This is a genomic window from Streptomyces sp. NBC_01089 (assembly GCF_045162975.1).
Lineage (GTDB): Bacteria > Actinomycetota > Actinomycetes > Streptomycetales > Streptomycetaceae > Streptomyces.
The window spans coordinates 225,646-244,849 of record NZ_CP108660.1; the positions used below are offsets into that span (position 1 = coordinate 225,646).

The 19,204-nt window shown below is 72.1% G+C and carries 18 protein-coding genes; 13 read left to right on the plus strand and 5 right to left on the minus strand.

The window, feature by feature from the left end:
* Window positions 1–59: 59 nt before the first annotated feature.
* From OG510_RS01020 to OG510_RS01035, 4 genes are all read left to right on the plus strand, one after another.
* Entirely contained in the window at window positions 60–704 is a 645-nt protein-coding gene (locus tag OG510_RS01020; protein ID WP_406134709.1) for a histidine phosphatase family protein, read from the plus strand.
* Entirely contained in the window at window positions 701–1,477 is a 777-nt protein-coding gene (locus OG510_RS01025; RefSeq protein ID WP_406134710.1) for a DeoR/GlpR family DNA-binding transcription regulator, read from the plus strand. Before OG510_RS01020 ends, OG510_RS01025 begins: the two co-directional genes overlap by 4 nt.
* 107 nt (window positions 1,478–1,584) lie before the next feature.
* A complete protein-coding gene (locus OG510_RS01030) occupies window positions 1,585–2,922 on the plus strand; it encodes an MFS transporter (RefSeq protein WP_406134711.1) in 1,338 nt (445 codons plus the stop codon).
* 47 nt (window positions 2,923–2,969) lie between these two features.
* Entirely contained in the window at window positions 2,970–4,439 is a 1,470-nt protein-coding gene (locus OG510_RS01035) for an FGGY-family carbohydrate kinase (RefSeq protein WP_406134712.1), read from the plus strand.
* A gap of 20 nt (window positions 4,440–4,459) precedes the next feature.
* On the opposite strand, the gene OG510_RS01040 is transcribed toward OG510_RS01035, so the two are convergent.
* Together OG510_RS01040 and OG510_RS01045 are read right to left on the minus strand one after the other, a co-directional pair.
* The gene (locus OG510_RS01040; RefSeq protein WP_406134713.1) at window positions 4,460–4,900 is read right to left on the minus strand and encodes a protein-tyrosine phosphatase family protein; all 441 of its coding nucleotides are present in this window, start codon (window positions 4,898–4,900) and stop codon (window positions 4,460–4,462) included.
* A 258-nt stretch (window positions 4,901–5,158) separates the two neighbouring features.
* A complete protein-coding gene (locus tag OG510_RS01045) occupies window positions 5,159–6,388 on the minus strand; it encodes an FUSC family protein (RefSeq protein ID WP_406134714.1) in 1,230 nt (409 codons plus the stop codon).
* Window positions 6,389–6,686: 298 nt separating this feature from the next.
* Here OG510_RS01045 and OG510_RS01050 point away from each other — a divergent pair, with 298 nt between their 5' ends.
* On the plus strand, window positions 6,687–7,712 hold the full coding sequence (locus OG510_RS01050) for a cytochrome c oxidase assembly protein (RefSeq protein ID WP_406134715.1): 1,026 nt from the start codon (window positions 6,687–6,689) through the stop codon (window positions 7,710–7,712).
* Between the two features lie 157 nt (window positions 7,713–7,869).
* Complete coding sequence (locus tag OG510_RS01055) at window positions 7,870–8,259, plus strand: hypothetical protein (protein WP_406134716.1); 390 nt, start codon at window positions 7,870–7,872, stop codon at window positions 8,257–8,259.
* A 91-nt stretch (window positions 8,260–8,350) separates the two neighbouring features.
* Here OG510_RS01055 and OG510_RS01060 read toward each other — a convergent pair whose 3' ends face one another.
* Window positions 8,351–9,109, minus strand: a complete 759-nt coding sequence (locus tag OG510_RS01060; protein WP_406134717.1) for a DeoR/GlpR family DNA-binding transcription regulator — start codon at window positions 9,107–9,109, stop codon at window positions 8,351–8,353.
* A gap of 254 nt (window positions 9,110–9,363) precedes the next feature.
* On the opposite strand from OG510_RS01060, the gene OG510_RS01065 reads away from it, so the two are divergent.
* The 6 genes from OG510_RS01065 (at window position 9,364) to OG510_RS01090 (ending at window position 15,903) form a co-directional block, all read left to right on the plus strand.
* Window positions 9,364–10,206: an endo alpha-1,4 polygalactosaminidase gene (locus tag OG510_RS01065; protein ID WP_406134718.1), complete on the plus strand. Its 843-nt coding sequence runs from the start codon at window positions 9,364–9,366 to the stop codon at window positions 10,204–10,206.
* Window positions 10,207–10,377: 171 nt separating this feature from the next.
* The gene (locus OG510_RS01070) at window positions 10,378–11,709 is read left to right on the plus strand and encodes an ABC transporter substrate-binding protein (RefSeq protein WP_406134719.1); all 1,332 of its coding nucleotides are present in this window, start codon (window positions 10,378–10,380) and stop codon (window positions 11,707–11,709) included.
* Between the two features lie 13 nt (window positions 11,710–11,722).
* Window positions 11,723–12,676, plus strand: coding sequence for a carbohydrate ABC transporter permease (locus tag OG510_RS01075; RefSeq protein WP_406134720.1), 954 nt, complete (start codon window positions 11,723–11,725; stop codon window positions 12,674–12,676).
* A complete protein-coding gene (locus OG510_RS01080; RefSeq protein ID WP_406134721.1) occupies window positions 12,673–13,569 on the plus strand; it encodes a carbohydrate ABC transporter permease in 897 nt (298 codons plus the stop codon). The genes OG510_RS01075 and OG510_RS01080 overlap by 4 nt, the downstream gene beginning before the upstream one ends.
* A 67-nt stretch (window positions 13,570–13,636) precedes the next feature.
* Window positions 13,637–14,596 (plus strand): carbohydrate kinase family protein, encoded by a 960-nt coding sequence (locus tag OG510_RS01085; RefSeq protein WP_406134722.1) that lies wholly within the window; start codon window positions 13,637–13,639, stop codon window positions 14,594–14,596.
* Window positions 14,593–15,903, plus strand: coding sequence for an alpha-glucosidase/alpha-galactosidase (locus tag OG510_RS01090; protein ID WP_406134723.1), 1,311 nt, complete (start codon window positions 14,593–14,595; stop codon window positions 15,901–15,903). The genes OG510_RS01085 and OG510_RS01090 overlap by 4 nt, the downstream gene beginning before the upstream one ends.
* A gap of 88 nt (window positions 15,904–15,991) precedes the next feature.
* Here OG510_RS01090 and OG510_RS01095 read toward each other — a convergent pair whose 3' ends face one another.
* Together OG510_RS01095 and OG510_RS01100 are read right to left on the minus strand one after the other, a co-directional pair.
* The gene (locus tag OG510_RS01095) at window positions 15,992–16,834 is read right to left on the minus strand and encodes a GNAT family N-acetyltransferase (RefSeq protein ID WP_406134724.1); all 843 of its coding nucleotides are present in this window, start codon (window positions 16,832–16,834) and stop codon (window positions 15,992–15,994) included.
* The gene (locus OG510_RS01100) at window positions 16,831–17,751 is read right to left on the minus strand and encodes a zinc-binding alcohol dehydrogenase family protein (RefSeq protein ID WP_406134726.1); all 921 of its coding nucleotides are present in this window, start codon (window positions 17,749–17,751) and stop codon (window positions 16,831–16,833) included. Before OG510_RS01100 ends, OG510_RS01095 begins: the two co-directional genes overlap by 4 nt.
* Before the next feature lie 224 nt (window positions 17,752–17,975).
* On the opposite strand from OG510_RS01100, the gene OG510_RS01105 reads away from it, so the two are divergent.
* Window positions 17,976–19,121: a serine hydrolase domain-containing protein gene (locus OG510_RS01105; protein WP_406134727.1), complete on the plus strand. Its 1,146-nt coding sequence runs from the start codon at window positions 17,976–17,978 to the stop codon at window positions 19,119–19,121.
* Window positions 19,122–19,204: the final 83 nt, after the last annotated feature.

A 19,204-nucleotide genomic window follows, 5' to 3' on the forward strand; every position in this document is an offset into this window, starting at 1 on the left:
CACGGTCCCGGCGGTCCCGTCCCGGGCGTGGGCGGCCCGCCGCGAGGGAGGGAGATCCGATGGAGGCCCGGCTGCTGCTGGTACGGCACGGCGAGACGCGGTGGCATGCGGAGAACCGGTACGCGGGGGTCTCCGACGTACCGCTGACGACGAAGGGCCTGGCGCAGGCGGAGGATCTCGCGGACTGGGCGCGGCTGCGCGGTGTCGACGCGGTGGCCTGCTCGCCGGTCAGCCGGGCCCTGCTCACCGCCCGTCCGGCCGCCCGGGCGCTCGGCGCGGAGCCCGAGGTCGTCGAGGCTCTGCGCGAGGTGGACTTCGGCTGGGGCGAGGGCCGCACCATCGCGGAGATGGCCGCCGAGGACGCCGATGCGGTGCGCCGGTTCCGCGAGGATGCGGAGACCGGGGCCTTCCCCGGTTCCGAGCCGCCGTCGGCCGCCGCGGCCCGAGCGTCGCAGGCGCTGCGGGCCCTGGCCGGGCGCCACCCAGGTGCGACGGTCCTGGTGGTGGCACACAACACGCTGCTGCGCATGGCCCTGTGCACGATGCTGGGCATCCCGGTGGGGCGCTACCGGCTGGTGTTCCCCCGGCTCGACAACGCGGCCGTGACGGAGATCGAGGTGAGCGGTGACCGTACGGCGCTGCGGTCGCTGAACGTCCCCACCCGGCCGGCTTCCGCGGGCGGTACGCGAAACTTGGCCGTATGACGACGAACGGTGCCCAGGCCCGCAGGCAGATCATCACGGAGCACGTCCTGGCCAGCGGGACCGCGAGCGGCGCCGAGCTGGCGGAGCTGACGGGCGTGAGCCTGATGACCGTGCACCGGGACCTGGACGAGCTGGCCAGGCGCGGGGTGCTGCGCCGTTTCAGGGGCGGGGTGTCCGCGCTGCCCTCGACCGTGTTCGAGTCCAATCTCGACTACCGGCTCGGTGTCAACACCACCGAGAAGGAAGCGATCGCGAAGGCAGCGGCCGAGCTGGTCGAACCGGGGATGTCGGTGCTGCTCGACGACTCGACGACCGCGCTCGCGCTGGCCGCGCTGCTGGTGGAGCTGGAGCCGCTGACGGTGGTGACCAACGCCAGGCGGGTCATCGACCTGTTCGCGGGCCGGGACGGGATACGGCTGATCTCGCTGGGCGGGGAGTACTCACACCCGCACGACTCCTTCCTGGGCGTCGCGTGCCTGGAGGCCGTCGAGGCGCTCTCGGTGGACATGGTGCTGGTCTCCACATCGGCGATGGACGCCCGGATGACGTACCACCAGGAGCAGGACGTGGTGCTGGTGAAGCGGGCGATGCTGGCCTCGGGCACCAGGAAGGTGCTGCTGATGGACCGTACGAAGCTGGCAAGGACGGCGCTGCACCGGCTCGGCCCGGTGGAGGACTTCGACCATCTGGTGGTGGACGACCGGGTGGACGCGGAGCTGCTGGCCGCGCTGCGGGAGCGGACCGATGTCAGGGTCGCGGCCACGGGCCGATAACACGGCTTCTTAAAGTATTGCGTGTTAATTTCACAGAGGTCATGATGCGTTCTCGTCGGGGCTGTACGCCCGTGGGCCGATGACACCTCACTGTGGAGGCACGAGCTATGCGCAGCACCGCCGCGAGCACCGCCGCACGTACGGGAACGGTCTGGGACCGCGCCGGTATCCCCCGGCCGCTGCTGTTCGGCTTCATCGGGGTCCTGATCTTCATGATCGGCGACGGGGTCGAGTCCGGGTTCATCGCCCCGTTCATCAAGGGCAACGGCGCGGGCACCGAAGTCCGTGCGAGCTATGTGATCACGGCGTACGGCGTGACCGTCATGCTCGCCTCCTGGCTGTCGGGCGCGCTGTCCGAGCTGTGGGGGCCGCGGCGGGTCATGCAGATCGGACTGACCGTCTGGATCGTCTTCGACGTGCTGTTCCTGTCGCTGGGCGCCGCGCAGGGCAACTACCCGCTGATGCTGGTCTTCTACGGGCTGCGCGGCTTCGGCTATCCGCTCTTCGCCTTCTCGTTCCTGGTGTGGGTGACGGCGACGGCGCCGGTGGCCAGGCTGGGTGCGGCCGTCGGCTGGTTCTACTTCGCCTTCACCGGCGGGCTGCCGACCCTCGGCTCGCTCACCGCGTCCGTCACCAACCCGCTGTTCGGGAAGTTCGGCACGCTGTGGATCGCGCTCGGTGTGATCGCCGTGGGCGGGGCCTTCTGCCTCATCGGGGTGCGTGAGCGGACCGGCTTCGCACGGCTGGCGCCGCCCGGGGTCCGGCCGGTCCAGTCGCTGGCCCGCAGCCTCTCCATCGTCTGGACCCATCCGAAGGTCACCGTCGGCTGCGTCGTGCGCATCATCAACACCGCGCCGCAGTTCGGCCTCTGGGTGATCCTGCCCGCGTTCTTCACCGACGAGATGGGCTTCACCGACGGCGACTGGCTGCGACTGCTTTCGATCATGTTCGCCACCAACATCTTCTTCAATCTGCTCTTCGGGGTGGTCAGCGACCGGATCGGCTGGCGCACCACCATCGGCTGGTTCGGTGCGGTCGGCTGTGCGGTGAGCGTCCTGGCGCTCTACTTCGTACCGAAGCTGCTGACCGGGAACTACTGGGTCGCGGTCGGTGTCGGCATGGTCTACGGCGCCACGCTCGCCGGGTTCGTGCCCATCTCGGCGCTGATGCCGTCGCTGGCCCCAGGGAACAAGGGCGGCGCGATGGCCCTGCTCAACCTGGGTGCGGGCGGCGCCGCCTTCGTGGGTCCCGCGATCGTGTCGCTCTTCCTCGGCCCGCTGGGCCGGGACGGGGTGGTGCTGATCTTCGCGGGGCTGTATGTCGTCGCGGCTGTGCTGACGCTCTTCCTGCGGCTGCCGAAGGCGTCGGAGGAGGCCATCAGGGAGGGCAAGTCCCTGCACGAGGCCACCGATGACGACGAGCCGCTCACCGCGCCCGCCGGCTGACCGTGTGCCCGCCCTGCCTTCCGCGTACGAGAGGACCTGCTCCGCAGATGAGTTCAGCCACCGGTGCCCGGCCCGTGCCCGTCCCCGTCGTCGCGGGGGTCGATGTGGCCACCGCCGCGGTCCGGGTGGTGTGCGCAGACGCCCGGGGCCGGGTCCTCGCCGCGGCCCGGGTGCCGATCGCGCCGCCGGAGCGCGGTACGGGCGGCCGCAGCGAGCAGGACGCCAGGTCCTGGTGGCCGGCGACGGCGGCGGCCCTGCGGCAGGCGACCGCCGAACTGCCGGGCGGCGGGCGGGAGGTGACCGCTGTCGCCGTGTCCGCCACCTCCGGGACCCTGGTGCTGGCCGGCCCGGACGGGGAGCCGGCCGGCCCGGCCCTGATGTACGACGACCGGAGCGCGGCCGGTGTCAACGCGCGGGCCCAGGAGCTGGGCGCGGCGCGCTGGCGGGCGCTGGGGCTGACCGTCGGGCCGACGGCCGCGCTGGGCAAGCTGGTCGGGTACGCGTCCCGTGCCCTCCCGGGCCAGCTGGTGCTGCACACCCCGGACCTGCTGGGTCTGAGGCTCACCGGGCATCCGGTGGCCACCGACTGGAGCCATGCGCTGAAGTCCGGCTACGACCCGCGCGCGGGCGAGTGGGCCACCGAGGTCTTCGACGCGTTCGACGTACCGTCGCGGCTGCTGCCCACGGTGCAGGCCCCCGGCACCCGGAGCGGCACGGTTTCGGCGCGGGCTGCGGCCGAGACCGGGCTGCCCGCCGGCTGCGAGGTCCGGCTCGGGATGACGGACGGCTGCGCGGGCCAGATCGCCACCGGCGCGGTCGAACCCGGCCGGTTCGTGGGCGTGCTGGGGACGACGTACGTACTGAAGGGCGTGACCCGCGAGCTGGTCACCGACCCGGCGGGCGCCCTGTACAGCCACCGCCATCCGGACGGCTGGTGGCTGCCGGGCGGCGCGTCGAACACGGGCGGTGAGGCCGTCGCCGCGGTGGACGCCGCCCGGCTGCCGGCGCTGGACGCGGCGGCGGGGGAACGGGGTCCGGCCGGCTGTCTGGCGTATCCGCTGCGCCGCGAGGGCGAGCGGTTCCCGTTCGTCTCCGGCGCGGCACACGGCTTCCGTAGCGGGACACCGCGCGACGAGGCGGACGAGCACCGGGCGGCGCTGGAGGGGGTGGCCTTCCTGGAGCGGCTGGCCGTGGAACGGGTGCAGGCACTGGGGATCGAGGTGCGGGGTCCGCTGTACGCGGCGGGCGGTGGCAGCCGCAGCGCGGTGTGGAGCCGGATCCGGGCGACGGTGCTCAACAGGCCCCTGAGCGTGGCCGAACGCGCCGAGACAGCTTTCGGCGCGGCCCTGCTGGCGGCGTCCGGGACCCTGCATCCGGACCTCTCGGCCGCTGTGGCGGCGATGGTGGGCGCGGGGCGGACGGTCGACCCGGTGGAGCGGGAACGGGCCGAACTCGACGCGTCGTACGGGCGGTTCGTCGCCGAACTGCGCGCACGCGGGTGGCTCGGCGCCGGGTGAGCCCCGGCGGGTGACCGCTCCTACTGCGGGAAGCGTCCGACGAAGCGGCGCTGCCAAGGGGTCTCCACCGCGTGCCGGTCGTAGTGCTCGCGGACGTATCCGACGGCGTCGGCGGCCGGTACCCCGTCCAGTACGGCAAGACAGGCCAGCGCCGTGCCGGTGCGGCCGCGGCCGCCCGCGCAGGCGACCTCGACGCGCTCCTGGGCCGCGCGCTCCCATGCGTCGCGCAGGGCGTCCGCCGCGGCGGCCCGGTCGGCCGGCAGCCGGAAGTCGGGCCAGCGGACCCACCGTGACTCCCATTCGACGGCGCCGGGCGCGCGGCCCAGCAGATACAGGGCGAACGTGGGCACGGGGCCCGCGGGGAGCGGCTTGCTCAGGCCGCGGCCCCGTACCAGGCGGCCGGACGGCAGCCGCAGTACGCCCGCCGCCGACGGGTCCCAGCTCTCGACCGGCTCCGGCACGACACCTCCACGGATCGGATCGGACGAGTCGGCTCGACTCGGCCCGGGCCGCCGCGCGGCGGCTCCGCTCCCGGTCATCCTCGCACCGCCCGGAGCCTGTCCGGGCCGATCAGGTCGGCGGGTGCCGGCGGCCCCGTCGGGTGTGCGCAGACCGCGATGACGACGACGGTGATGCGGGAGCTGCTGGTCGACTTCGTCCAGCGGGAACTGGTGGCCCAGCGGCTGCCCCTGTCCGGCCTCTCCCGCTGCCCCGTCCGCTCAGATCTCGGCCCGCATCCTGCGGACCACCGCGGTGCCCCGCAGCCGGCGCACGGCGGACGCGAGCTGCGGGTGGCGTTCGCCCAGCTGCTCGGAGCGGAGGTCCAGTTCCTCGGTGAGCCGCTCGGCGCGTTTCTCCACGTCCAGTTCGTCCAGGATGCGGTCGATCTCCGCGAGCAGCGCGCCGTGCAGCTGCCACTGGCGCGGGTGCTGCTGCACGTTCTCCAGGAGGAGGTGGGCGACGCGGTCGCGGGTCACACCGGCGTCCGCCAGCGCGTCCGTCAGCCGGGACTCGGCGTCCTGCGCGCTCTTCGCTACCGGCGTGGTGATCAGTACGGCGAAGCTCTCGATGGCGTCGGCGAGGTCCGCCATCAGCTCCTGCAGAGCCGCGGCCACATCGTCGGGGAAGAGCGGCTCGTCGGTCCGCTCCTTCGCCAGGTCCGTCATGGTCCGGGTCAGGACCCGCAGGACCACGGCGCAGATCTCCAGGGTGTCAAGACCGGTGCGCAGCACGACTCGCGACAGCAGGCCCTGGCGCACCCGGGGGTTGAGCAGCAGGCTCTCCTCGGCCTGCCGGAGTGACGCGTCCACCTCGACGATGTCGTGGTCGAGCCTGCGTGCCGCGTGCAGCCGTGCGGCGGCCTGCTCGACCGGGGTGTGGCCCTCCGCCTCCGCGCCGATGTCGCGGAGCATCCCGCCCATCGACTCCGCCATCTCCTCGATGGAGCTTCCGGCGGACTGGACCCATACCGGCGGCGCCAGCAGCAGGTTGAAGAGCAGTCCCACACCCGCGCCGATCAGCGTCTCCAGGATCCGGTCCCAGGCGGTCGCGGCCACCTGGGAGACGCCGAGGACCAGCATGGAGCTGATGGCGACCTCGGGCACGAACTCGTACACGCGCACGAAGCGTCCCACGATCAGCGCGGTGAAGATCGTCAGGCCCAGGCTCCACCAGGTGAGTCCCACGAGGGTGCTGAAGCCGCTGGCGAGCAGCACGCCGACGACGACGGCGTTCACCCGTCTGACCCCGGTGGTGAGCGTCGCGTAGAGCGTGACCTGGACCACGAGCAGGGCCGTCAGGGGCGCGGTGAGCGGCGCGTGCTGCGGCAGGGCCACCAGCGCGACCACGTACGCGATGACCGCGGCCGCCGTGGAGCGGAGGGTCTGCACCCCGACGGGCTCCACGGTCCGCCGGACCAGATTGACCACGGGTGCGGACACATCAGGCATGCCGGGTTCCTCTCTGCGCGGTGGTGCCTCCGTGTCCCCGGTGGCGTCGCGTCCGTCCGCACACGACAGCGGCCAGTGTGACGGCGCTCGGGGCCGACGCGCCGACAGGCGCACCGGGGTGTCGCGGCGACGCCGTCGGCGGGAGCGGGAATCATCGTCGGGAACGCCGCGTACGGACCACCGGCGGTGGTGTGCCGCACGGGCGCCCCGACCGGAGGCGCCGGATGCCACGGGACTACCGTGGTACGGCCCCCATGGCGGTCCTCGCGGGCGGGTGCGAGAGGTAAGGATGTCTGGAATGAACCTGCCGGATCTGACCTTTTCCCGGTTTCCGGCCATGTGGCAGCTCGACGGTCCGGCCCTGCTGCTGGTCCTGGTCCTGGGCGGGCTCTACGGCTGGGGTGTGGTGCGGCTGCGGCGCCGCGGCGAACGGTGGTCGGCCGGCCGTACCGCCGTCTTCGCCCTGCTGGGTCTCGGCACGATCGTGGTCGCCACGATGTCGGCGCTCGCTGTCTACGACGAGGTGCTGTTCTGGCCGGCCGCCGTACAGAACATCCTGCTGGACCTGATCGCCCCGCTCGGCCTGGCTCTGGGCGACCCGCTGTCGCTGGCCTGCCGTGCGCTGCCGGGGCGGGCGGCGGCCCGGCTGCGGCGCGCGGTGACCGGCAGGTTCGCCAGGCTGCTGGCCTTCCCGTTGGTCAGTTCGCTGCTGGTCCTGGTGTCCGAGCTGTGCGTGTACTTCACGCCGTACTTCGAGACCGCGCTGCGCCACGGCGCGCTGCACCAGCTCATGTACGCGCAACTCCTGCTGGTCGGGTGTCTCTTCGTGCTGCCGGTCCTCACCGAGGAGGCGCTGCTCCCGAGCTGGTGCAGCCATCCGGTGCGGGCCGCGATGGTCTTCTTCGACGGGCTCATCGACGCGGTCCCCGGCATCGTGGTCATGACCAGCGGCACCCTGATCGCGGGCACCTGGTACAGCCAGCACTCCCCCTCCTGGGCGCCCGACGTCCAGCGGGACCAGCAGATCGGCGGCGGCGCGATGATCACGCTCGCCGAACTGGTCGGGGTGCCCTTCCTGCTGGTGATCTTCGTGCAGTGGGTCCGCTCCGAGCGGGCCAGGACGGTGGCGCTCGACCGCCGGCTGGACGCGGAGCTGATCCCTGCCGCTCCCCGCGCGACTCCGGCCGGGCCCGGCGGCTCCGCGGCGTCGCCGGCGGTCGCGTCCACCGGGCCGGAGGTCCCGGCCGAGCCGGAGCGGGTCCGTCCGTGGTGGGAGTCCGACGGCGGCATCGTGGGTGACCGTATGCGCCAGGGCCGCCCGTAATCCGGCAGCGCCGCCTGCGGCCACCCTGCTCCGCGCCGTCGGTGCGGCGTCGCATACTGGGGTACGCGACGGGGGTTGGCGACGCGGTGCGGGCCACCGTCGCCGGTATCAGCGGGCGCCACCGATCAGCAGGTCAAGAGGGATGTGGGGCAACCGGATGAGTCCTGATCAAGACCGCGGGACGCGACCCGGCGGCAGTGACGCGGACGACGCGCTGCCGCCCACGGACGAGCAGCGGGCGGGCTGGCACGGGGTGCAGCAGCGCGCCAGGGGTATGACTCACCACCAGGCGAAGGCGGCCCTGGAGGCGGCCCGGGAGGCGGCCCGGGAGGCGGCCGAGCGGAGTTCGCCCGGCGACGGTCCCGAGCGGGCCCGTGCGGAGGCGGAGATCGAGGAGTGGGAGCGCATCACGGATGCGCTCGCCGATCACGCCGGGTACTACGACCCCGAGGTCGATCCCTTCGTCCAGGGAGAGCTGGCCGGTCAGTCCGACCGCGAGCGGGACCAGCCGCCCGCGCCCAGGTCCACGGGGGACGACGCCGGCTGAGGCTGAGGGCCTGGGACGCGCGGCGGGGACGCCGGGACGCTGTCCGTGGACCGGGCCGCCGGGACGACGCGGCACGGGCACCCTCGGCGCCTCAGGCGATGGTCACGGCGACCCCCGCGTCGGAGATCCGCGCGCACTCACCTTCCGGCGCTTCCCGGTCCGTGACCAGATGGTGGACGGCGGCCAGCGGGCAGATCTTCGCGAAGGTGGTCCGCCCGATCTTCGAGTGGTCGGCGACGACCACGGTCCGGCTGCTGTTCGTCGCGAACGCCCGGTCCGTCGCCGCTTCCAGCTGGTCGTACGTCGTGCAGCCGCGCACCGCGCTGATGCCGTCCACCCCGAGGAAGGTCATGTCCATGTGGTAGTCGGCGAGCGTCTTCTCCGCGATGGGGCCGACGAGTTCATAGCTCTCGGTCCTGGCGTTGCCGCCGATGACGACCAGCGTGACGTGCTTGTGCAGGACCAGTTCGGCGGCGATGTTCACGGCGTTGGTGACGATGGTGACCGGGCCCCGCTCGGCGAGGAGCCGGGCGATCTCGGTGGCGGTGGTCCCTCCCGTCATGCCAACGACCGCCCCCTCCGGAACCAGCGCGGCCGCTGCCGTGGCGATGGCCCGCTTCTCGGGCCTGCTGCGCTCCGCGCGGTACTGCACGGGTACTTCAAGACCGATGCTGCCGACGGCGGCCCCGCCATGGGTACGGCGCAGCAGATTCAGCGCGCCCAGATGCTGGAGGTCGCGCCGGACGGTCGCCCCCGAGACACCGAGCAGGCCGGTCAGCTCCCCGACGTCGACGCTGCCCTTCGCGGACACATGCTCAAGTATCCGCGCATGGCGCTCAGTTCTCAGCATGAAGTGAGCATAGCGCTGCGCGGATGAGGTAACCCATGCTCCAGGGTGCGCGAATATGCGCAGCACTGCTCATGTTCGCGCTCTTGACATGCTGATTCCTGCTCGATTTACTGCGTTCAACGCCGAGTTCGAGCATTCGGCGCCAGAGGTACGCCTAGCCGGTGGGCGGCTCATGAGCCGCAAGCCCGGACAAAGTCGCCAGGATCGCTGTCAGCGTCCGAGGCGGGGACGTACCCTCCCTCATCTGGAGCTCGATGATGACCATCACTCCCGCACGGCCCCGTCTGCTGTCCCTGTCCGCGGCGCGCCGCGTGGCCGCTGTCGCGGCGGTGACCGCGGCGGCCGCCGTCCCGCTGCTCGCGCCGGCCGGCGCGTCGGCGGCCGCCTCCCCCGCTCTGCCACCGGTGCATGCCGGGTTCGACTACCAGATCGGCGGGGCGTACGCGCCACCGTCGGGGGTGAAGGTGGTCAGCCGTGACCACGAGGCCGCTCCGGCCGCGGGTCTGTACAACATCTGCTACGTCAACGCCTTCCAGGCCCAGCCGGGTGCCGAAAAGGACTGGGACTCCGATCTCCTGCTGCGTGACGCCAACGGCGACGTCGTCTACGACAAGAACTGGGGCGAGGCGCTGCTCGACCTCAGGACGGCCGACAAGCGCCGGCGGGTGGCCGAGAAGGTCGACGGCTGGATCGACGGCTGCGCCGACAAGGGCTTCCAGGCGGTCGAGCCCGACAACTACGACAGCTACACCCGCTCGTCGAAGCTGCTCACCGCCGCGAACGCCGAGGCGTACATCACCCTGCTCTCCCAGCACACCCACGACCGCGGCCTGGCCATCGCGCAGAAGAACACCTCGCAGCTGTCCGGTGCGCGTGCCAAGACCGGCCTGGACTTCGCCATCGCCGAGGAGTGCGGCACCTGGGACGAATGCGGCGACTACACCGACGCGTTCGGCAGCAATGTGATCGTCATCGAGTACACCGACAAGGGCCTGTCGAAGGCGTGCTCGGGCTGGGGTGACCGGCTGAGCGTCGTCGAGCGCGATCTGGACGTCTCCCCCAGCGGCAGCAGGGGCTACGTCCGCAAGACCTGCTGACACCCCGCGTTCCCGGTGCGCCCCCCGTGAACAGGGCGCACCGGGGTCGCCCCGCCCTTTTCCGCGCCGCGCGGGTCCTCTCCCGTACGCCCGGCGCGCGCACCCCATCCGGTACGACCCACGCGCCTCCGTGCGCAGCCGCGTCGTGCCCTGATTCCCCTGGAGGTCCGGATGGCTGTCGGCCATCACCGCCCTTTCGGTCCCTCGCGCCGGACCGTACTGCGGCGTGGCACCGGCCTGGCGTGCGCAGCCTCGGCCGCGGTGGCGCTGCCCGGCTGCGGCGCGGACACCGATGACGGTGCCGCAGCGGGCGGACGGGTCACGGTCGAGCTGTGGCACGGCCAGACCGACACCGGCCGTGTCGCCATCGAATCGCTGGTGGCCGATTTCCAGCGCGCCCACCCGCACATCCGCGTCGACTCGGGCGGGGGTGTGCTGGCCGACTCGATGCTCCAGAAGGTGACGGCGGCGCTGGCCTCCGGCTCGTACCCGGATGTGGCCTATGTCTTCGGCTCGGACCTGGCAGGGGTGGCCCGCAGCCCGCAGGTCGTGGATCTGACCGGCACCGTCCACGCGGGGCCGGTCCCCTGGAGCCAGTTCTGGGCCCCGGCGCGCGAAGCCGTCACGGTGAACGGCCGGGTAAGGGCCGCGCCCGCGCTGCTCGACTCGCTCGCCGTGGTGTGCAACAGGAAGCTGTTCCGCGACGCCGGTGTGCCGCTGCCCGAACCCGGCTGGACGTGGCGGGAGTTCCAGGAGACCGCCAAGCGCCTGACCGATGCGCGGCGGGGTGTCTTCGGCACCGGCTGGCCAGGGGTGGGCGACGAGGACACGGTGTGGCGGCTCTGGCCGCTGGTGTGGGACCTGGGCGGCGAGGTGATCGCGGCCGACGGGCGCAGTATCGGATTCGCCGAGGCGGGGGTGCGGGCGCTGGAGACGGTGGCGGGGCTCGCCCGTGACCGGAGCGTCTACATCGACCCGAAGCCGGGCAGCGAGCAGATGTACCAGGTGTTCGAGTCGGGCCGGATGGGCATGGTCCTCACCGGTCCGTGGCAGCTGCCCGACATCGTCCAGGCGGGCGTCGACCACCAGGTGGTGCCGCTGCCGAGCTACAGCCGCCGGCCCGTCACCATCTCGGGCCCCGACACCTGGACGGTCTTCGACAACGGCTCAGCCCGTGTCGAGGCGGCACGCACCCTGGTGAGCTGGCTGATGGAGCCGGCGCAGGACGTGCGCTGGGACATCCGGGCGGGCAGCCTGCCGCTGAGCCGGCGCACCCAGAGCCTGCCGCGCTGGCGGGCCAAGGCTGCGAAGACCGAGGGGCTCGCGGTGTTCACCAAGGCGCTGGAGTCCGCCCGGGTGCGGCCCGCCCACCCCGCGTACCCACAGATCTCCCAGGCGCTGGGAGAGGCCATCGTCGCCGTGCTGCTCGGCCGGAGCACCCCCGCCAAGGCCCTGCGCCGCTGTGCGGACGACGCCAACGCCGCCCTGCTCATACCGCGTTGAGGAGGCTCACGCCATGCCTGGTCTGCCCACCCCGCTCACTCTCTCCGACCCCGGCCACGAACGGCAGCTGCGCGCCCTGCGCCGCAGGCGCCGCGGTGAATCGGCCACCGCCTGGGCGTTCATCTCCCCCGCGGTCCTCGTCATCCTGGGGCTGAGCGTCGTCCCGGTCGTCTGGTCGGTGCTGCTGTCGTTCCAGGCCGACGACCTGGTGACGCCCAGCCGCTGGGTCGGCCTGGACAACTACCGGGCGCTCACCAAGGACCCGCACTTCAGCCAGGCCGTGTGGAACACCTTGGAGTACACGGGGCTGTACGTGCCGCTGTCCATGCTCCTCGGGCTGGCCCTGGCCCTCGTACTCAACCGCCGCATCAGACTGGTCGGCCTGTACCGGACGCTGATCTTCGTGCCGTTCGTCATCTCGGCGACGGCGCAGGGCGTGCTGTTCTCGTTCATCCTCGACCCGCAGTTCGGTGTCGCCAACTCGGTCCTGCACGCCATCGGGGTCTCCCCGCAGGGGTTCCTCAGCGATCCGGGGCAGGCGCTGCTGATCCTGGTGGCGATCTCGCTGTGGAGCGGCACGGGCTTCTGTGTCGTGGTGTATCTCGCCGCGCTGCAGGATGTGCCACCCTCGCTCATCGAGGCCGCGCGCCTTGACGGCGCCGGCCGGCTGCAACTGCTGCGCCATGTCGTCCTGCCGGCGCTGACCCCGGTCAATGTGTTCCTGCTGCTGTGGCAGACCATCAACGCCCTGCAGGTCTTCGACCTGGTGTACGTGACGACGAAGGGCGGGCCGCTCGGCTCCACCACGGTGATCGTCTACTTCATCTGGGAGCAGGCGTTCAAGAACTTCACCGCGGGCTACGGAGCGGCGGCCGCGTATGTCCTGGCGCTGGCCCTGCTCGTGATCGCCGGCGGGATGCGTGTGGTCCGGCGGCGCCAACCCGCCATCGAAGGAGCCGTCCGATGACCGTGACCACCCCCCTGCCCCCGCGTACGAACCGGACGGAGGCGGTGCCGGTACCGCCTCCGCGCCGGCGGACAGGGCTGCGGCTGCCGTTCAGTGCCTGGCATCTGCTGCTCGCCCCGCTCGCCCTGCTGTTCGCGGTGCCGATGATCTGGCTGCTGCTCAGCTCCGTGATGAGCAACGCGGAGATCAACAGGTTCCCGCCCGCGCTGTGGCCATCCGGAATCCATCTGGGCGGCTACCGCTATGTGCTGGGCAACGCCATGTTCCCGCGCTGGTTCGCCAATTCGCTGATCGTGTCCGTGGTGGCGGTCGCGTCCAATCTGCTGTTCGGCTCACTGGGCGGTTACGCGTTCGCCCGGATGCGGTTCGCGGGCTCCCGGCTGCTGCTCGGGCTGATGCTGGCCACGATGGCGATCCCGTTCCAGCTGACGATGATCCCCACGTTCCTGGTGATGAAGCGCCTCGGACTGATCGACACACTGGGCGCCCTGGTGGTCCCGTCGCTGGTCACGCCGTTCGCGGTGTTCCTGCTGCGGCAGTTCTTCCTGTCGCTGCCCAGGGAGCTGGAGGAGGCCGCGTGGATCGACGGCTGTTCGCGGCTGCGGGTCCTCTTCCTCATCGTGCTGCCGCTGTCACGGCCCGCACTCAGCACCGTGGCCGTGCTGACGTTCCTCTCCACCTGGAACGATCTGACCTGGCCGCTGATCGCCATCAACCACGACACCCACTACACCCTGCAGCTGGGCCTGACGACCTTCCAGGGCCAGCACCACACACAGTGGGCCGCGGTGATGGCGGGAAACGTGATCACGGTACTGCCGGTGCTGCTGGCCTTTCTGGCGGCGCAGAAGACCTTCGTCCAGTCCATCACGTCGAGCGGTCTCAAGGGCTGAACACCCCATCGCCGCACCTGTGTTCACCTCCCCCCGTCCTCTTCTCCCCGCGACTCCAGGAAGCCGTATGCCGCACACTTTCGATCTGCTCGTCATCGGGGACGCCAACCCCGACATCGTCCTCGGCCCCCTCCGCGCGCCCCTCGCCTTCGGGCAGCGCGAGCAACTCGTCGACACGGGTGTCCTCACCCTCGGCGGTTCCGGCGCCATCATGGCGTGCGGCGCCGCCAGGCTCGGCCTCGGTGTCGCCTTCGCCGGACGCGTCGGGGACGACGACGCAGGTCGCTTCGTACGGGCCGCGCTGACCGACCGGGGCGTCAACACCGACGCTCTGGTGGTCGATCCGGACCTGTCCACCCCGCTCACCGCCGTGGTGACCGACGGCGCCGACCGTGCCATCCTCACCGCACCCGGCACCCTGGCCGCGACCAGCGGCGACGACGTCCCCGGCGCACTGCTCGCCGACTGCCGCCATGTGCACGCGGCGTCGTACTTCCTGATGCCGAAGCTGGCCGGTGCGCTGCCCGGCCTGCTGCGCACCGCGCGCGGCCATGGTGCGACCACCTCACTCGACACCAATGACGACCCGTCAGGACAGTGGCGGCGACCTGGCGCTCTTGACGAGGTGCTCGCGGTCACCGACGTCCTGCTGCCGAACGCCCGGGAAGCCCGTGCGCTGGCCGGCTCACCGGCCGGACCGCTGGACGCGGCGGCCGCCCTGCTGGCCGCCGTCGGCCCGCTGGTGGTGGTGAAGGACGGGGCCGAAGGGGCGCTCGCCCACGACGGCAACAGCCTGACGCGCACGGGCGCGTTCCCGGTCCGCCCGAAGGACACCGTCGGCGCGGGCGACAGTTTCGACGCCGGTTTCGTCGCCGCCGTCCTGGCCGGTCTGCCGACCGCGCGGGCCCTCGAACTCGCCGCGGTCTGCGGCGCGCTGTCCACCCGGGCGCACGGCGGCACCGCCGCACAGCCCACCTGGGACGAAGCCGTCGCAGCCGCCACCCACAACGGAGAGAACCACTCATGACCACCACCAAGATCGCATTCATCGGCGCCGGGAGCGTCGTCTTCACCCAGGGGCTGCTGGCGGACCTCTTCGCCTTCCCCGAGCTGACGGACGCACATATCGCGCTGCACGACATCGACGCCGAGCGGCTGGCCACCGCCGACGGCGCGGCCCGCCACATCGCGGCCGAACGGGGCGCGGCAGCCCGGATCACGGCCCACGCGGACCGGCGGGCCGCCCTGGAAGGCGCCGACTTCGTCATCAACATCGTCCAGGTCGGTATGGGCGAGGCGACCCGCACCGACTTCGACGTGCCCGCGCGCTACGGCCTGCGCCAGACCATCGGCGACACACTGGGCATCGGCGGCATCTTCCGCGCGCTGCGCACCTTCCCGCTCCTCAAGTCGCTGGGCGACGACATCTCCGAGCTCTGCCCCGACGCGTGGCTGCTCAACTACACCAACCCGATGGCGATGAACGTCCAGTACCTCAGCCAGGCCACCGGGCTGACCCGTGTCGTGGGTCTGTGCCACTCGGTGTACTGGACCATGCGGGACCTCTCGGAACTGCTCGGGGTCGCGTACGAGGACGTCAACTACCTTGCCGCAGGCGTCAACCACCAGGCGTGGGTGCTGCGTTTCGAGCAGGGCGGTACGGACCTCTACCCCCGGCTGGACGCCCTGGTGGCGGACGACCCGCAGCTGCGCCGCCGGGTCCGGGTCGACATGTACCGGCGGCTCGGCCACTACCCGACGGAGACCAGCGAGCACTCCGCCGAGTACGTGCCCTGGTATCTGCACCACGCCGAGGAGATCGAGCGGCTGCGGCTCCCGGTGGGCGCCTATCTGGGCATCGTCGACGAGAACGTCGCGGAGTACGAGAAGACGCGGGCCGCCCTCGCGTCCGGGTCCCCGCTGCCGGTCGAGGGAACCATGGAGTACGCCCCGCAGGTCATCCACAGCATCGTCACGGGCACGCCCCGGACCGTCTACGGCAATGTGCCCAACCGCGGGCTCATCGACAACCTCCCCGCGTCCGGGACGGTCGAAGTGCCGTGCCTGGTCGACGCGTTGGGTGTGCAGCCCACCCGTATCGGCGCGCTCCCGGCCCAGTGCGCCGCGCTCAACCGCACCTACCTGAGCATGAACGACCTCGTCGTCCGCGCCGCGCTGTACGACGAGCCGCGCCACATCCGGCAGGCCGCGATGACCGACCCGGCGACCGCGGCCGCGCTGCCCGTCGAGCGGATCTGGGATCTGTGCGACGACATGGTGCGTGCTCACGGCGAGGCGCTGCAGCCGTCGCTGCGCGCCGTGCTGGGCAACTGACGGCGGCTGGGCGGCTGGTCAGCGGCCGCCGGTGGAGAGTGGGTCTCCGCCGGCGGCCGCAAGGCGGTACGGCAGGTCGCCGCGGCCTTCAGTACAGCGCCGTGGTCCGCGCGTCCGTCGACTCCGACTCGGCTCCGGCCTCGGCCTCGGCTCCGGCCTTGGCTTCAGCGGCGAAGTGCTCCGGCACGAGTGCCGAGAGGAACTCCGTGCGGCGGCGGAGCCGGAACCCGAGGGACTCGTACAGCCGGATGGCGTTGGTGTTGGACTCCGCGGCGTGCAGGAACGGTGTCTCGCCACGGTCCCTGATCTCCTGCGCGACGGCGTGCACCAGCCGGGTGCCGAGACCCTGTCCGCGCACCGACGCGTCCGTGCAGACCGCGCTGATCTCGCTCCAGCCCGGTGGGCGCATCCGCTCACCTGCCATCGCGACGAGTCTGCCCTCGTGGCGGATGCCGAGGTAGCTGCCGAGTTCGACCGTGCGCGGCAGGAAGGGGCCGGGACGGGTGCGTTCGACCAGGGCGAGCATCTCGGGCACGTCGTCGGGTCCGAGCCGTACCGCCTCCGGGTCGTGTGCGGCGGCCACACCGTCGTCGACGAGCTGGACGCCCGGCGCGTGGAAGACGACCTCCCAGTCGTCCGGGGGCGGCTCGCGGAACGCGGTGAGGGTGACGGCACCGCCGGGGCCGGCCAGTGCGGCGACATCGGCCCAGTCCGCGGCGTCCGGGCTCTCGGGCATGGCGAACCAGGGCGCGACGGCGGCCGGGTAGCAGAGCACTCGGCCCCGGGAGATCGCGAAGCGGGCGTGCGGGCCCAGCAGCGCGGCGCCGACCGGGTCGTCCAGAGGGTGTCCGGCGGGGGTCGGATGCCCGGCGGGAGCCGGTTGCTCTGCGGAAGCCGCGGGCCCTACGGCAGTCGGGTGCGGGATGCTCATGCGGGCACCTCGATCACGATCTTGCCGCGGGTGTGCCCGCCCTCGACGGCGCGCAGGGCTTCGGCCGCACGGTCGAGCGGGTAGGTCCGGGTGACACAGGCCCGCAGGGCACCGTCGATAGCGAGACGTGCCACCGCGTCGAGCACGGCCGCGTTGCGGGCGCGTACGACCGCAGCACCGCCCAGCTCCACCACCAGTTCCTTGCCACCCGCGCTGATGAGCCTCGTCCGGTCCCCGACCAGTGCGGCCACCTCCTCCAGCGCGTCCCCGCCGACGAGGTCGAAGACGGCGTCGACGCCGTCCGGGGCCGCCGCCCGTACCCGGTCGGCCACGCCGGGCCCCGATGCGACGTGCACAGCGCCGAGCTCCTCCACGAACTCCTTCTTCTCGGCGCTCGCGGTGCCGATGACCCGTACACCCCTGTGCCGTGCGATCTGTACGGCGGCCACGCCCACACCGCCGCCGGCGCCGTTGACCAGCAGCGTCGAGCCGGGCGCCGGGTCGAGCTGCTGAATGCCGTCGTACGCGGTGGCCCCCGCGACCGGCAGCGCGGCGGCTTCGGTGAACGGCAGCGCGTCGGGCTTGTGCGCCGTGACGGTGACGGGCATCAGGGTGTACTCGGCGTAGCCGCCGGTCACCGGGTTGCCGAAGACGGCCTGCCCCGGTTCGAACCCTTCGACGCCCGGACCGGTCGCCACGACGGTCCCGGCGGCCTCGCTGCCGAAGACCTCGGGGAACGTGGGCTCCTCGCTGCCGGGCCTGCGGTATCCCGTACGGAGTTTCCAGTCCACCGGATTCACCCCGGCCGCCCGGACGGCGACGAGCAGCTCTCCGGGGCCCGGAACCGGCATGTCGAGCTCGGCCTGAGCCTCCGCATCGGGACCGCCGTTACGGGTGAATACGTACGCCTTGGGCATGAACTCCCTCACTCCGGATCAGGGCACCGGCGCTGAGCACAGCCCGGTATTCCTCCAGCGAAAAGCCCATTCTGCCTGCACGTATTCCCGCTTCCGCGCCCGGTTCTTCTCCCGGTTCTTCTCCCGGCTCTGCTCCGGTTCCGCTCATCGGTCCAGGACCGGCCGATGAGTTTTCACTGTGATGAGGGTCCTCTCCATGACCGCTCGCTCACGAAGGTGGACCGATGACCAGCTTGCAGACACTTCTCACGACGTACGTCGACGCGGGGACCATCCCCGGCGCGGTGGCCCTGGTGGCGCGGGGCGACCGGGTCGAGGTCGCGACGGCCGGCTTCTCGGACACCGGGGGTACGTCACCGATGGCCAGGGACTCGGTCTTCCGCATCGCCTCGATCACCAAGCCCATCACCGCGGCCGCCGTGATGATGCTGGTCGACGAAGGCCGTATCGCCCTCGACGAGCCCGTGGGGCACCGGCTGCCCGAGCTGGCTGCGCCCTCCGTCGTGCGTACGCCGCAGAGCCCGGTCGACGATGTCGTGCCCGCGGTCCGGGCGATCACGGTGCGGGACCTGCTCACCTTCCGCGCCGGGTACGGGTTCCCGTCCGACTTCTCGCTGCCCGCGGTCGGACTGCTCTTCAGCGAACTGCGGCAGGGGCCTCCGCAGCCGGATCCGGTCCCGGCGCCGGACGAGTGGATGGCGACGCTGTCCCGTATTCCGCTGCTGAATCAGCCGGGGGACGCCTGGCTGTACAACACCTGTTCCGACATTCTCGGGGTGCTCGTCGCCAGGGCCTCCGGCCGCTCGTTCCCCGATTTTCTCGCCGAGCGGCTCTTCGGGCCGCTCGGCATGACCGACACGGGCTTCGCGGTACCGGCGGCCGAGCGGCACCGGCTCGCCCACCTCTACCAGCCCACTCAGGACGGCCTGGAACCGGTCGCGGCCGACGGCGAGGAGTGGGGCAGTCTGCCCGCGTTCCCGTCCGGGGCCGGCGGGCTGGTCTCGACCGCCGACGACTGGCACGCCTTCGGCCGGATGCTGCTCGCCGAAGGGACCGCGAACGGGTGGCGGCTGCTGTCGCCCGATTCGGTGCGGCTGATGACCACCGACCATCTGACACCAGGGCAGCGCGCCGCCGGCACGCTCTTCCTGGAGGGACAGGGGTGGGGCTTCGGCGGTTCGGTCGATGTCACGGAGGCCGATCCGTGGAATGTGCCGGGCCGGTACGGCTGGGTCGGCGGCACCGGGACCGCGGCGCACATCGTCCCGTCCACCGGCACGGTGGCCGTCCTGCTCAGCCAGGTGGCGATGACGGGGCCGACCCCGAACCCGCTGATGCGCGACTTCTGGCGGTACGCGGCCGGTGCCTGAGCCGGGCCCCCGTACCGAGCAGGGCCTGCGCGTGGCCGGACCGGCCACGCGCAGGCCCCAGGTGCGCGGTGTACGTGAGGTGC

Bases quoted from the DNA above. Each gene is read 5' to 3' on its own strand.
- OG510_RS01020 (WP_406134709.1), top strand. From the start codon at position 60: ATGGAGGCCCGGCTGCTGCTGGTACGGCACGGCGAGACGCGGTGGCAT.
- OG510_RS01025 (WP_406134710.1), top strand. From the start codon at position 701: ATGACGACGAACGGTGCCCAGGCCCGCAGGCAGATCATCACGGAGCAC.
- OG510_RS01030 (WP_406134711.1), top strand. From the start codon at position 1,585: ATGCGCAGCACCGCCGCGAGCACCGCCGCACGTACGGGAACGGTCTGG.
- OG510_RS01035 (WP_406134712.1), top strand. From the start codon at position 2,970: ATGAGTTCAGCCACCGGTGCCCGGCCCGTGCCCGTCCCCGTCGTCGCG.
- OG510_RS01045 (WP_406134714.1), bottom strand. From the start codon at position 6,388: ATGCCTGATGTGTCCGCACCCGTGGTCAATCTGGTCCGGCGGACCGTG.
- OG510_RS01050 (WP_406134715.1), top strand. From the start codon at position 6,687: ATGAACCTGCCGGATCTGACCTTTTCCCGGTTTCCGGCCATGTGGCAG.
- OG510_RS01055 (WP_406134716.1), top strand. From the start codon at position 7,870: ATGAGTCCTGATCAAGACCGCGGGACGCGACCCGGCGGCAGTGACGCG.
- OG510_RS01060 (WP_406134717.1), bottom strand. From the start codon at position 9,109: ATGCTGAGAACTGAGCGCCATGCGCGGATACTTGAGCATGTGTCCGCG.
- OG510_RS01065 (WP_406134718.1), top strand. From the start codon at position 9,364: ATGATGACCATCACTCCCGCACGGCCCCGTCTGCTGTCCCTGTCCGCG.
- OG510_RS01070 (WP_406134719.1), top strand. From the start codon at position 10,378: ATGGCTGTCGGCCATCACCGCCCTTTCGGTCCCTCGCGCCGGACCGTA.
- OG510_RS01075 (WP_406134720.1), top strand. From the start codon at position 11,723: ATGCCTGGTCTGCCCACCCCGCTCACTCTCTCCGACCCCGGCCACGAA.
- OG510_RS01080 (WP_406134721.1), top strand. From the start codon at position 12,673: ATGACCGTGACCACCCCCCTGCCCCCGCGTACGAACCGGACGGAGGCG.
- OG510_RS01085 (WP_406134722.1), top strand. From the start codon at position 13,637: ATGCCGCACACTTTCGATCTGCTCGTCATCGGGGACGCCAACCCCGAC.
- OG510_RS01090 (WP_406134723.1), top strand. From the start codon at position 14,593: ATGACCACCACCAAGATCGCATTCATCGGCGCCGGGAGCGTCGTCTTC.
- OG510_RS01095 (WP_406134724.1), bottom strand. From the start codon at position 16,834: ATGAGCATCCCGCACCCGACTGCCGTAGGGCCCGCGGCTTCCGCAGAG.
- OG510_RS01100 (WP_406134726.1), bottom strand. From the start codon at position 17,751: ATGCCCAAGGCGTACGTATTCACCCGTAACGGCGGTCCCGATGCGGAG.
- OG510_RS01105 (WP_406134727.1), top strand. From the start codon at position 17,976: ATGACCAGCTTGCAGACACTTCTCACGACGTACGTCGACGCGGGGACC.